This is a genomic window from Leisingera caerulea DSM 24564 (assembly GCF_000473325.1).
GTDB classification, from domain to species: Bacteria; Pseudomonadota; Alphaproteobacteria; order Rhodobacterales; family Rhodobacteraceae; genus Leisingera; species Leisingera caerulea.
Window position 1 is genome coordinate 487,509 of the sequence record NZ_AXBI01000020.1, and the last position, 13,551, is coordinate 501,059.

Here is a 13,551-nt window from a genome sequence, read left to right on the forward strand (position 1 = left end):
TGCTCTGGTGATTATTGGGCAAGCTTCTCGACGGGATCGATAAAGATGATCCCGATCGGGTAGCCGTTTCGCAGAATGATTTTCGGACCCTTCGGCGCATTCGCCAGGATATCCGAGGAAATGGCGCTCGCAGCATTGGCCGCACCGGCGTACATGCTTTGCTTGGCGCTGGCGGACCCTGTGGCAACGGTAGCGTTGTCACCCGTTCCGATCACGGTCTGCGCGGTTTGCGCCCGGCTCTGGGCATAGCCGCTGATGAAGGTCGCGGCGATAAGCGGGCCATAGCGCGCCACGTAGCGGCGCTCCACATCGCTTGCCACGGCGGTTTCCGCGGTGGCGCCATCAACCGCGAAGGCATTCACGGGATAGACCGTGCCGTCCTTGGTGGTCATGTTGGTGAAGCTGACAACCATCCGGTCTGCCGTCTTGTCAGCCGTAAAGCTGCCGGTCAGGCGGGCGCCTTTGAAGTCACCGGAGACAATTTCCGCAAGCACCGGCGAGTTCATGTCCGAAGAGACATTGGTCAGCGTTTCAGCATAGAGGACATCGCCAGGCCGCAGGATCATCTCAGCCGCACCACCGCCTGCCGCGCCGCCATCTGCAGGCTGCGCCGCGGCACCGGAGCCGGTGCCATTTGCGTCTGATCCCTCGTTCGGGATCGACACTTCGCCCTGAGCCATCCCGGAGGTGGCAAAAGTCTTGGCAACCGTTTTCATCTGGTTCGACATCAGTGCGACATACGGGTTCTCCTGCTCGTCAGCTGCACCCGGGGCCATCACGGGCTGGGGCTGCTGCTTCACTGCGACGGGCACCCGCCGGCGTTCCGCAACCTGCGGCGCCGGTTCCGGACGGGGCAGCACACGGCGTTCGGTCACAACAGGACGCTTCACCTCCGGTTTCGGCTCAGGCTTTTCTTCCTCGACCGCGATATCCTCGATTTGCACCGGCTCATCGACAGGCTTCAGGATGCCCTCGGGGGTGGGAACGGATGTCACGCCCAGCTCTGCGGCGCGCTGCGCCCGGCGATCATTCAGCTCCTGCAGGCTCTGCTGATATTCAGGGCTATCCTGCTGGACGGAACCGCCCGGCGTGGAATCCAGGCTGGCCGCGCGGGGCGTCTTGCTGGGCTCGACCTGCTTTTGCGTGTTGTAGAAGATCCCGCAACCAATCGCGACCATCGCCACGACCGAAATGCTTGCCAGCTTCAGCGACGGCGGCAGCCCTTTCTTGTGACGCACGGGCGCCGGATCTTCCATGACCTCAACCTCGGGGATGTGGTCCAGTTCGTTGGGATTGTCAGTCATTGCTGGCTCCTCAGGGCAGGACAACGTCGGCACGGACCATCTGGCCAGCGACGGAAAAGAGCGCCGTAAAGCTGCGCGGGATTTCATACACGCGGATGCCGTCCGGGCCGGACATGGCATTGGTGTGAGCGGGCCACATCAGCGGGTGCTTCGAGCGCAGGTAGACCTTCTCGCCCATCAGCCATCCGCGGGCATCGACGCCCTGGATTGCCACCGGCTTTGCCTGCGTGGGAATATCGACGCCGGCAAGGAAGGAGAGCAGCAGCTCAGAGCCCGCCTCGGTCACGCTGTCAGACGCAACGGCCGTGTTGATCTTGGCGTTGGGCCCCTGGCTCATGATCTGGATGTCATGGCGGAAATGAGCGGTCTCATTGGAAATGCCGACGCGCATCACAACCGGCTTGGCCTGCCCCTTGAGCATCACGACCAGGTTGGTGAACCCGACTTTCGTCAGCGGGGTCATCGCCAGGTTGTTGGCCTGCTCGCCGAGCTGAATGACCTCGAAATCCTGGCCGGAGCCCACGACATACTGCGTGATCGGCCAGGGCTGACCGGTCACATCGTAAAACCCGATCACCGAGGCGATGCTGGGCGCCAGGGTCAGAACCGGAGGCGTTTCGCCCGGCTCCAGGCTGATAAAGCCTGCATCGACCCGCGCATCCGGCTCTTCACGTTCCAGAAGCGCACGCTGGTTGGCTTCATAGATATCGCGGAACTTACGGACCATTTCGGGCGTCATGGGAAAGTTGTTTTCGATGGCCTGATTGAAGCCATCGATCTTGTCCGCGTTGAGCTGATTGCCATCGTTCAGCTTTGGCAGCGGATTGCCGTTTGCATCCGTGGGTGCGGCTGGCACGGCGCTGCCGCCGGTGGCCATCCCCCGGGGTGCGGCCGACGGCACATAGCCCGAGAAAATCCCGGAGCTGCCGTCGGCCTGGCCGCCCATTTCCGCGGCGGGGGAAGTGCCCGCGGAGGACGGATTCTGTTGCGCAAGAGCCATCCCGGTGCAGGACAGCAGGGCGATGGCTGCGGCGCCAGCGGCAAGTTTGGTTTTGGTCATCTGGTGCTTCCTTTTTCGCAAAACCGGATCACTTGACGAGGACGCGGGTGATCCCGACGCCACGCGATGTTTGCCATGTGGGCAGACGGCTGATCTGAACTTCGGCCATCCGGTCTTCCGTGCTCTGTTCGGAGGACGATTGATAGGTGATGGTGATCGGGACCTGCACGACCCAGCTGAAGCGGCCGGTCGCATCCGGGCCGGATTTGACGATAACGGCGCCATTGGCGACAACGCTGGAGATCAGGCGCCGGTTGCGGACGAAGTCCAGCATCCCGGATCCCTCGATGGCCTGCAGGAAGTTGTTCCAGCCATTGGGGCGTTCGAAATACTCCGATGCCTCCGCCAGATCCTGGCGCCAGTTCACGAAGTTGAAGGTCAGGGACCGGGTGATCGCCTCGACGGCGAAGTTGGTGACCTGCCCGTCGTTCAGGTAGGGCTGGGTGACCGGCGTCAGGGGGATAATGCCACCATCCTCGCGGGCAATGAAGTAGCGCGGCTCCGGCTTCTGGGTGAAGGCCCACCAGGCCGCACCGGTCGCGGTTACGGCCGCAGCGGATGCAACAATGGCCGCAATCGCCATCCGTTTGAAACCGGTCTGATAGGTCTCATGGCGTGCGAGGGCCGTTTCAGTGCCCCCGAACCTGTTTTTCATGCTCATCCGTTGTCGACCCCAATCGAGAAATGCTTCAGCGGGACGATGATGGAACGGGATGGCGGCATGCCGCTGCCAAAACGAACAGTTTTTCCCATTTTCACATCGTCTGCCTGATGCATAACATCTTGGTAGGAGTGCGCGTAAGGGGTCTTCTCCAGGATGCTCCGGATCGCTTGCGAGTTTTTGTGGATAAGCACGGTGGTGGCCACGTCGCCATCCTGGGCGGGCTTATCGCCGACGCCGGGCCGGATGCCGTAGCGCAGAAGGACCTTGCGCGCCTCTTCACCGTTCAGCATCGCATCATCATTGCCTTCATAGCCGCATGCGCTCTCCAGAATGGTGCCCAGCAACTCAGAGCGCGCGCCGGCATTGTTCTGACCATCCAGGCGCACCTCATGTGACTGGAGCGCGGCGAAGAGGCGGGTGTGGTCCTTGTCTTCGGAGACCACGTCACTGAAGTCGGTCAGCTGCTCGATCACGTTGAACTCGGTTGCAATGAAGGAGACAGCCTCCTGCTCGTTTTCCGGTGTCCCTTCACGCATCATCAGCCAGCACCCGGTCGCAAAGCTGCCGAAAACGTCTGCGAGGCGGCGCTCAAGACCCAGGCAGCTCAGAGCATGGACCATATGGCGGTAAGTCGCCATGTAGTCTTTGGCGCGGGTCAGAATACGGCCGATCCACCGATCAGAGAATTCCTTGGTGATCAGATCCAGAGCAGGGATTTCGATGTCATTTTTGAAGCCGTCGTGCTTGCGCCCGGAGGACAGTTTGAGGCGGGCAAAGCGCGATTGGTCCGCGGATTTCTCCAGGCCCGGAACGATCGACGTCAGCATGAATGTTGACGCCACCTTGTAGCCCCGTGCGGCCCCGCCGCCCGAGACGCCCTGCGCAACAACAGCGTCATCCTCAGTCGACGAATAGCGAGCCATCTTGATGATGTCGTCCATCCGCTTCCTGTCTTTCATATCTTCACCCTCCGCCTCATCGAAGATGACGGGAACGGAGCGGTTCACCAGGAAGTTCCTGATGCCGGACTCGGAAGAGTTGGAAACCACGCTCACCGCGAAGTCACCCAGCACCTTGCCGACGATATTCCGGGTTACCCAGGATTTACCGGATCCGCGCGGCCCGTCGAGCCAGATGTGCGACCGCCACGGCAGCATTCCGCAGATCGGAGCAATTGCGATCCAGCCCATCAGCGCCATGATCGACAACTCCCGGCGGTCGTGATGCCAGTCCAGCTTGCAGATGATATCGAGAAGCTGACGCACTTCGGGACTGTCGGCGGTAAACGGGGTTACCACGTCCGGCATCCGCGTGCGGGGGCCAACCGTGTAGACGTATTGGCCGGTGAACTCGTGAAGCGGCTTACTGCCTTCGCCATCGACGTAGAGCTGTGAGCCGGTGTGGAATACCACTGTTCCCCCGTCAAGGCGCGCGCCCTGGCTGCAGCGCAGTCTCGGATCCCAAACTCCGGCACTGTAGGTGGCCTGAATCAGGAAATCCACCGCGCGCTGCCAGTCCGGGCCTGCAGGCTGGCCGTTGCGGTTCAGCTTGGGGAAGTTTTCTTCCCACCAGTCAAGAGGTGCCAGGTGCAGCAGCGAGGTTGAGTTCATCTGCTTGGGGGCCAGCTCAAACACCTGGCCCGAGGTCAGCGACATGAAGACGTTGACGGTGTCCAGGTAGCCCAGGCAACGGAAATGACTATTGAAAGCGCGATTCCCGGCGTTCTCTTCCTCGATCTCCTGATGCTGGTCCACCTCATCCGGGGAGATCAGATCCTCGCTCGCAACGTCTTCAATTTCCGGAGCGTCGAGCATGGGCGCCGTCTCGCTGCCGTCAGACCCATCAGCCAGCGTCTCATCAATCATTTCCAGCCAATCAATATCGTCGTCCTGAGCTGCCGGTTCCCCGGCAAGCTCAAAAGGGGCGGCCATTTCCGGCTCCTCCAGGCCGGATGCGTCCATGTCCTTCGGGGTCTCTGTCTTGCGCAGTTCGAGGTTGGCCATATTCGTCCTCATGGAGTTCTTTTTGATAAAATTGATTAGCTCGTGCGGTGCCCAGCCTTCTTCCTCAGCGTCGGCGACATCCCATCCGGACTTAACATCCTTGGGAGGCCTGACCTGGCCGAGGACGATGTTGTCCAGAACGCCGCGGTCCATGGCGCGCTGCGCTATCACGGACTGCATCTGGTCAACGGCCTGTTTGAGACGGTCTTCGACCGTGCCGTCCGGGCGCTGCAGCGGCTTATCCGCATCGGGCCACTGGATGATGTTGATCTTCCGGTCGCCCACGATATCGAAGAAGGGTCCCCAATCAGCGTAGATCGCCGATTTCGACCCGCCCATCGGAGTGAGCACCAGCCATTTGCCTTCGGGGTCGGCCTGACGCAGCATGCGGGCAGCCGCATCGCGGGTCTTCTCGCCCTCAACGATGAGGACGTTTTTGCCGCCCGCAGCGTTCCAGCCGCGCACATCTTCCATGCCATAGACCGGCCTTGCGCTGCCAACCTTCGGTCCGATCGAGACCCAGGCAAGCCGCTTGCCGTCGTGCGTGGCATTCTCCAGAAGGCGCTCCGGGCAATCCTCGGTAGGAACCATCAGGCGGGCAGGGATAAAGAATTTCTTGTCACGGCCCATGACACGCAGAATGCACATGAGAAGATCCCCATCCGCATTTCGGTACTCATGAACCATCTGCGGGAAATACCGCTTAACGGCCGGGTCCCGGTCTCCGTATGTGCCGCGGTTATTCCAGAGCTGGAAGTCACGCTTCGCCGCGGGACGCCTGACATCGGCAGGGACAGGGATAATCCCGGCATCCGCCAGATTTCCGGGCGCCGGGCGCACTTTGGAGCTCTCGTAACGGACGAGCTTCTTCTTGGGACCGGCCGGCTTTCGGCCTTCCACCAAGCTGCGGATCTGGTCGGGGACCGGAATGCCAATCTTGTCAGCTGCAAAAATGATGGCGGGCTGGAAGTCCAGGTTCTGGGTGACCATGATCAGCCGCAGGACGTCGCCATTCTCCCCGCAGCCCCAGCAGCGGTAATTGCCACGACTTGGATTAACCTTGAACGAGGGGGTCTTTTCGACATGGAACGGGCAGAGGGCTTCAAAGGTGCGCCCGGTCTGGCGCAGCTGGGCACCCGTCAGATCGGCGATCGCATGATCGATGCGATAGCGGCTCTTGACCTCGTCCTTGAGGTCCGAGAACGCCCGGATGATATCCTCGCGGGACATTTTGACCGCAGCATTCTTTTTCGCATTTGCGGCCATCAGAAACTCCCTCCGAAGGACACGGCGTAATCACCGGAGGACCAGGCTGAAGTGGATTTGCAGGAATCGCAGATCCGGTGACCGAAGCCTTCCGAGAAGAAGGTTTTCTGGCACGTGAGGCAAGGCCGCAATTTCGCATTACCGTTTTTCGCATTCTCTGCAGACATGCGCTCGCCGGCAACCGACTTGGGCGGCAGCCGCAAGCGCGAAGCTTTGATCGCTACAGCGTTCTCCTGGCGGCCCAGTTTTTCTGCGATTTCGGAATTCGAATGACCATCTTTCCAAAGACGGATCAGGAGCTGGACATCCTCATCCTGCCAGGGACCGGTCTTTCGAACCGGAGCCTTGCCGGACGCATGCCCGAAGCCGGATGCGGCCATCACTTCCCCCATTTTGCAATCTCGCTGTTCTGTGTGTCGGGGCAAGTATCAGTCCTGATATGCGAAAAAGCAAGAGGGGAAGTTTTCGCGAAATGCTCGGATCACCCCTCATCACTGTTACGTCACTGAAAACAAACAAAAAATAGATATTATCCGGAACCCGGAGAGGCCGGATCCGCCAGGCTGGAGCGGCGGTCGGCTCCTGCATGGATATGAAAAATACCAAAAAAGACAATAAAAACAACGAGGTAACAGCGTTACAGTCCGTTACGGATGAAGATCCACCTGTAAGTCATTGATTTTATCCCTTTATTTCTATTTATCTATCTATGTATCAGGTAGATAGTAATAGATATATATAGAAGAAGAGAGAGGGATATTTCCGGACTCACGGAGAGTCTCTCCCCTCTACATACAATCCTGCCGTTACCGCCGTTACAGCGATACAGGATAGAAAAAACAAATAAAAATAGATGGTTGCGTGTAACCGGCAATAAGTGGCCAGGCGTTACGGAAGGGAAGTTCCGGCCCGGCCGGCCGAGTTTTCCACATCTGCGTTGGCCGGGATACGAATGCGCACTAGGGAATTTCTCAGTTTTTCGCATATTCTCTACATGCAGAAGATTGCGGCGGCCCGGGAATGCGGATCGCTGCCGTGCAGGTTTATGAGAGGATTGAACATGAAAACCTGGAAGAAACGTGCCGCCCTCGCAGCGGCGGCAACTGCGGCAGCCCTGATTGCGGCTCCCGCCATGGCTCAGGACGCCGGTGCCATCTTGAGCGGGCTGCGCGGGCAGGCCACCGAAGCTGTGTCCTTTGCGACCGTCATCTCCTTCCTCCTGGGCGCTGCGATCGGTATCGCGGGCTTCTTGAAGTTCTATGCCAACACCAAGAACCCCAACGATCCGTCGAACAAGATGTCGACCGCCTTCATCCTGATTTTTGTCGGCGCCGGTCTGGTCGCGCTGCCTGCAGTTTTGGGGTCGGGTATCTCGACCGTGTTCGGCAGCGGCGCGGATACCACTGATGGCACCAGCGGCTTCACCTCGCTGAACTAAGCGAAATGCGAAAAACTAAGCGCCAATCATGATTGGCGCTTAGGCGCTTCGGGGGCAGAGCTATGAAGGCAAAATTCTTGATCCGCACGTCGGCCCGCGCCTTTCAGGCATTGGCCGCAACCCTGGTCTCAGCCGGGGCCGCTGCGGCGCAAGCTCTGGATCTTGGCCAAATTGCCACCGGCATGACCGGTCAGGCGGTCGAAGGGACCAGGTTCATTACCGTCGGAGCCTTTCTTCTCGGTGTAAGCCTGGTGATCGGCGGGTTTCTGAAATTCTACGCGCATTCGAAAAGCCCGAATGATCCTTCCAGCTCCATTTCGACGGGTTTCGTTCTGATCCTGTGCGGGGCGTGCCTCGTTGCTCTGCCGTCTCTCCTGTCATCCGGCGTGGCGACCATATTTGGCGCCAGCGCTGATGTGACTAACGGGACAACGGGCTTCATCCGGATTGACTGAAAAATGCGTGCCGGGAGCCAGCGGCTCTGTCAGATGCACTTGGGGGAACGATGCTTTCCGATATGCTGAAATCGTCGCTTGTGACGATGAACCTTAGGGTCGTTGATCATGCCGCTCTTCTCGTGCCGCAGGCGCAGGAATGCGGTGAGGTCATGAAGCGGGACCAGGAACGATGCCATATCTGCGGTGTCAGGGTTCCCGGAATGATGGAAATCGACCACCTGAAAGGGCACCGCGAGTCGCCGGCATCCGACATGGCTTGCATCTGCCAGTTTTGCCACAACCTCAAGCACCCGCTCTGGGCCGGGGCCCGCAAGCGGATTATCCCGATCTTTGCGCCCGACATGAGCCAGGAGGATCTTCACCGCCTGGCCTGGGTGGCGCTTGCATGGCGTAATGCGCCGGATGATGCGCCTGTCGATGTTTCCGCAGTGATTTCGGACATCGAAGCCCGCCGTCAGCGTCTTCGCGAACTACTTGGGTGCAAGGATGCGGAATCCCTTTTCGAGGCCGCCCTTGGGATGCCTGCGCTGATCGGGGAAAAGGAGGCGGGCGAAACGCTCCTGCGCATCGACCAGTCCCTGCGGTTCTGGCCTGCGGAACTCTCGGAAGGGTATGAGGGTCTCAAGAAGGGGTCGCGGCTGTCGACGTGGAGCATCGGCGGGTTTCAGGTCATTGCAGATGAGGCTGCGCAAGCGATACGTCAGGACTGCGCGCCCGATTTCGAGAAAATCCGGGCCGCGGCAGAGGCCGTGGCGGCGGCTTGAGGAGCGCGCCATGGGCATTGAATTTCAGGATATTGAACAAGAGGACCGTACCGGCAGTGAGGATCCCTTCTCCAATGTTGGGGTAATCTTTTTCGGCGAAGATGGCAGCTGGCAGGCGCAACGGACCGGAACCGGATTCACCGCTGCGGGCGAGGGTGTGCCGCAGCGCCTTGAGCCAGGGCTTTGGGTGGCTGACATGGGCTACGATCAGGTCCGCGCGATCAGCAAGGAGCTGCGCGGCATGACGATGCGGTCGGATAGCTGGCTGAAGCTCTCGATTGACCAGATCCGAACAGCCTTCGGCCTCAGCGGAAAACGCCCCGATCAGTCCCTGCCGGTCATCGCCACAATCGCGCATCGGGTCTACCGCCTGTCACAGGAAGCGCTGCGCGACAACATGGGCGATTTGCGCTACAAGTCCCCGCATGAATTCCAGAGCCAGATGGAGCGTGCCGCATCTCTGGCCACCGCGATTGCCACGGTGAACGCGCCCGCGGTTGCCCGCACCGGGTCATCTGAAAAGCGGGTGATCGAGCATTTCACCAGAACCTACCAGGCCGGGATGTACATCGGCGGGCGTAAAGAGCCGCCTGATGACCACATCAACCTGGCGTTCCACTTCCCGCGCCTGAGCTATGCGCGCCGCATCACGGAAGACGATGTTCCGGCCTCCTCGATCTGGCAGATTGCCAATCGCAAGGACCACCAGAGCGTTGAGGACTTTCTGGAAAATATGCGCCAGACCGGCCGGCCGGCCATTTACAAGGCTGTCTGCCAACCGGGTGAGGGCTACGTGCCGGAGCATGTGCAGGTGTTCGCCAATGGGCTGAACACTTCAATGGGAGACACCCACCGCACCAGGTTTATCGATGAAGAGATCAAGCTTCTCGCACGTCATTACAAGGTTTCCGTAGAGGGCGTTGTCGCGGGCAGCAAATGGTGCCCCTCCGCAACCGGCCAGCTGCTGCGCAGCCTCGAGGCCGCCGCGGGCGGAGCCGATGCCGCGCGCGCCTCATGGTCTGTCGGCCTGGCGGCCGAAAACATCCTGGCTTCGGCGTTGAGGGCGGCCCGCAAGGAATCTCCCGGCCAGACAGCGGAAGCCGTCTGGATTGCCGCCCGGGACCGGGCCGCCATGATGCCTGCTATCGAAGCGCTGGCAGAGGTCGGGGCGTCTCTTGTCTCAGCCCACTACGGCAACATCACGGTCCGCTGCCCGCTGGACATCGAGCTGTTGATGCTGGTTGTCGATGCGGCCTGGGAATGCGGACTGATCCTGCCGCTGGAAAGCGTGGAGCTTCTGCGGCAGATGGGGGTTCCAATTCCGGCAGAACCGAGCCTGTTCGGCGGGAATGATGTGGATTACCTGCTGTCTGCTGTTGTTCACCGCCGCCAGCGTAATGCACTATGGTCCCTTGACGGGATCATGGATCTCCCAGCGGATGAACGGGCCCGGCAGTTCCGGATCTTGACATCCGCATGAGTGCGAAAAAGGAAGAAGAATGGGCGTTTTCGACGTATTCACGAAGCTGATTGGCGGTGTGCTTCAGGAGTCCATGATGGACCAGATCCGCCTGGAAACCATGGAAGATGATACATCCATGGTCTTGAAAGACGGCTCTCTGATCTCGCTGATCAACGTGGCGGGCGCCCTGGAAACTCCAGGCGAGGCTGAGATCGCCTTGATGGTGGAGCGGCTGCGCGTCATGCTGGCGTCGTATTTCGCCAAACCCGGCCATGCCATTGAAGTCAACTTCATGCGCGATGCCAACGCCGCCCGGCAGTACATCGAGCGGATCGTGAACCGGACCAAGCGCGGCGCGCATGGGCTCGGCCTCGACCTCGACGACGTGCTGCAGGAGCGGATCTCGAACCTCTCGACCAAAATGGTCAGCGAAGTCTGCCTGATCACGGTCACAACCCGCCCGGCGGTACTTGACCGCGAGGAGCTGAAAGAGGATGTGAAAAATCTCGGCGAGCGGATGGCCAAGCTGCCGGTGATGGAAGGCGGCCAGCTTCCCTCCAAGGCAATGCTGTCGGCGCACGCCCGTCACCTCGCACTGGTTGAGGCCTTGAACAGCACATTGATCAAGGCGGGGCAGATGTCCAGGGTCCTGGGGGTTCACGAAGCGCTTCAGGAGATCCGCGCTGGCATCTATCCGGACACCTATCCGACCAAGGACGAATGGCATCCGATCCTGCCCGCCTGGTCGAAAGAAGGCGCAGCCACGCCATCGGTGAACCCGGGCAAGCGCGCCCTGACCATGCTTCCGGAAACGCCCGCGCAGATGAACGCGACGGAATTCGGGAACCTCGCCGTGCCGACTTTCGACCTGCAGCTGGCCACAGAAGACAGCTACATCGAAAGCAACCGGTCGGTCCGGATCGGGAACATGGTCTTCAACGGGTTCGACATGACGGTCGCCCCGGAGGTGCTGCCGGACTTCAATTCTCTGGTTGCCGACATTACCGCAAAGGGCATGGATATCCCGTGGCGCGCATCGATGCGCATCGAGTCCGGCGGGGTTCAGGCTCAAACCCTGAAGATGATGTATCTCTCCATCTTTGCCTGGGCGGGCGGCAACCACAATCGCAGGATCCGCGAGGCGCTGCTGCTGAACAGCGAGATCGACGGCAAAGAGGACAACATCGTCCGGTTCCGGATGTCTTTCTCGACCTGGGCGCCACCGGGCAAGCCGGATGTTCTGCGCCGGAACTCCCAGATTGTCACCGGAGCTGTGAAGCGCTGGGGAAACTGTGGCGTCGACGGCATCTCCGGCGACCCGATGGCCACCGTCATGTCGACCATGCCGGGTGTCACCCAGTCGTCAACTGCTCCGGTTGCGGCCGGGCCGATGCGGGATGTGCTGTCGATGATGCCCTTGAGCCGTCAGGCATCTCCGTGGGAGAGCGGGGCGGTGATGTTCCGGACCGGTTCCGGAAAGCCCTGGGCCTACCAGCCCGGCTCCTCACTCCAGACGACATGGGTCAGCCTGATCGTTGGCACGCCCGGCTCGGGTAAATCCGTGCTGATGAACGCGGTCAACTTCGCTTCGGCCATTGCCCCCAATGCGGCCGTCGGGGACACGCCGCAGCTGCCGCGGATCTCCATCATTGATATCGGGCCCTCCTCTGCGGGGCTGATTTCGCTTCTTCAGGAGGCGCTGCCGGCGGATCGCCGCCATGAGGTTCTGTTCCAGAAGCTGAAGAACGACTCCAGCTATGCGATCAATATCTTCGACACGCAGCCCGGCATGCGCAAGCCGATGTCCGGGGAACGGATCTTCCAGATCAACTTCATGTCCCTGCTGATGTCTGACGGTGCAAATCCGCCCTCCGGCCCCATGCGCGGTCTGATTTCGGCCACCATCGACATGGCCTATGACATGATGATGGACCACCGGTCGCCGCGCCGCTATCTGCGCGATGATCAGCCCGCGGTCGACAAGGCGCTTGATGAGCTGGGCTTTGAGGCCATGCCGGAAACCATCTGGTGGGAAGTCGTGGACTTTCTGATGGAGCATGGGCGGATGGCGGAGCTGGAGATCGCACAGCGCCAGGCCGTGCCGACCCTTCCGGATCTCGTCACCGCATCGCAGCAGGATCAGGTGCGTTCGATCTACGGGGATGCAGTGGATGCCGCGACCGGCCAGCCGGTGCTGAATGCGTTCCAGCGCGTCATCTCGGAGGTCGCCCGTGATTATCCGATCCTCGCAGGCTGCACCCGCTACTCGATCGGTTCGGCGCGGGTTGTCTCTATGGACCTGATGGATGTCACGGCGCGGGGTTCCGGCGATGCCGCCAAGCGGCAAACGGCCATCATGTACATGCTGGCACGTCAGGTCATGACCCGCGACTTCTTCATCGATCCGGAAGAGATCGAAGGGATGGTCAAGCGCGGGGATGTCCCCGACATGTACCTGGACTACCACGTCAAGCGCGCCACCCAGATGAAGAACACCCCGAAAATCCTCTGCATGGATGAATACCATCGTTGCGGATCGATCGACGCGGTGAACGATCAGCTCCTCCAGGATGCCCGCGAAGGCCGGAAATTCAAGGTGGACATCAAGGTCGCATCGCAGCTGATCGAAGATTTCCCGAAAGCGATCGTTGAAGTTGCGACCGCGCTCGTCGTCTGCAATGCGGGCTCGGAGAACTCGGTCAGCTATCTCGACGAGATGTACCGGCTGACCGAGAATGAAAAAGCCATCCTCCGCCACAACCTCAATGGCCCGTCCTCGCGCGGCGCCCCGGTCTGGGTGCTGTTCAAGATCAAGGGCAAGGGTCAGGTGCGCCAGGAGCTTCTGCTGACCCTCGGCCCGGCCGAGCTTTGGGCCTTCTCAACCACCTCGGATGATGTTGCGCTCCGCTCGGAGCTTTACAAGCAGATCGGTCCGAAGGCGACACGCCAGGTCCTGGCAGCCCGGTTCCCGGGCGGCACCGCAGAAGCGGAGATCAAGACCCGCATGGCCCGGATCGAGGAAATGGGCGAGCGCGGCTTGAAGGCAGGACAGACGAATGTGATCAATGACCTCGTGCGGGAGCTGAAGGAGCAGTCCTTCATCATGCAAAAGCCTGCCGGATAAGCGGTTTC

Annotated in this window: 10 protein-coding genes; 5 read left to right on the top strand and 5 right to left on the bottom strand. The window is 60.5% G+C overall.

All coding sequences use genetic code 11. The features are described 5' to 3' along the window. Nucleotides 1-11 precede the first annotated feature (11 nt). From CAER_RS0106235 to CAER_RS0106255, 5 genes are read right to left on the bottom strand one after another with little or no spacing between them, the layout of a single operon-like run. On the bottom strand, nt 12-1,304 hold the full coding sequence (locus tag CAER_RS0106235; RefSeq protein ID WP_027234539.1) for a DotG/IcmE/VirB10 family type IV secretion system protein: 1,293 nt from the start codon (nt 1,302-1,304) through the stop codon (nt 12-14). 10 nt (nt 1,305-1,314) lie between these two features. Continuing rightward, complete coding sequence (locus CAER_RS0106240; RefSeq protein ID WP_027234540.1) at nt 1,315-2,364, bottom strand: DotH/IcmK family type IV secretion protein; 1,050 nt, start codon at nt 2,362-2,364, stop codon at nt 1,315-1,317. 28 nt (nt 2,365-2,392) lie between these two features. Beyond that, nucleotides 2,393-3,025 carry a type IVB secretion system apparatus protein IcmL/DotI gene (locus CAER_RS0106245; protein WP_027234541.1) on the bottom strand — a complete coding sequence of 211 codons (633 nt, stop codon included), beginning with the start codon at nt 3,023-3,025 and terminating at the stop codon, nt 2,393-2,395. Continuing rightward, nucleotides 3,022-6,261 (bottom strand): CHC2 zinc finger domain-containing protein, encoded by a 3,240-nt coding sequence (locus CAER_RS0106250; protein WP_161631074.1) that lies wholly within the window; start codon nt 6,259-6,261, stop codon nt 3,022-3,024. Before CAER_RS0106250 ends, CAER_RS0106245 begins: the two co-directional genes overlap by 4 nt. 35 nt (nt 6,262-6,296) lie before the next feature. After that, complete coding sequence (locus CAER_RS0106255; RefSeq protein ID WP_161631075.1) at nt 6,297-6,677, bottom strand: GcrA family cell cycle regulator; 381 nt, start codon at nt 6,675-6,677, stop codon at nt 6,297-6,299. Nucleotides 6,678-7,357: 680 nt separating this feature from the next. On the opposite strand from CAER_RS0106255, the gene CAER_RS0106260 reads away from it, so the two are divergent. The 5 genes from CAER_RS0106260 (at nt 7,358) to CAER_RS27690 (ending at nt 13,543) form a co-directional block, all read left to right on the top strand. Next, nucleotides 7,358-7,735: a hypothetical protein gene (locus CAER_RS0106260; RefSeq protein ID WP_027234544.1), complete on the top strand. Its 378-nt coding sequence runs from the start codon at nt 7,358-7,360 to the stop codon at nt 7,733-7,735. A 62-nt stretch (nt 7,736-7,797) separates the two neighbouring features. Next, nucleotides 7,798-8,190, top strand: a complete 393-nt coding sequence (locus CAER_RS0106265) for a DUF6750 family protein (RefSeq protein WP_027234545.1) — start codon at nt 7,798-7,800, stop codon at nt 8,188-8,190. 50 nt (nt 8,191-8,240) lie between these two features. After that, nucleotides 8,241-8,957 (top strand): HNH endonuclease, encoded by a 717-nt coding sequence (locus CAER_RS0106270; protein ID WP_027234546.1) that lies wholly within the window; start codon nt 8,241-8,243, stop codon nt 8,955-8,957. A gap of 10 nt (nt 8,958-8,967) precedes the next feature. Continuing rightward, nucleotides 8,968-10,437, top strand: a complete 1,470-nt coding sequence (locus tag CAER_RS0106275; protein WP_027234547.1) for a hypothetical protein — start codon at nt 8,968-8,970, stop codon at nt 10,435-10,437. 19 nt (nt 10,438-10,456) lie between these two features. Then, nucleotides 10,457-13,543, top strand: a complete 3,087-nt coding sequence (locus CAER_RS27690) for an ATP-binding protein (protein WP_051357735.1) — start codon at nt 10,457-10,459, stop codon at nt 13,541-13,543. Nucleotides 13,544-13,551 lie beyond the last annotated feature (8 nt).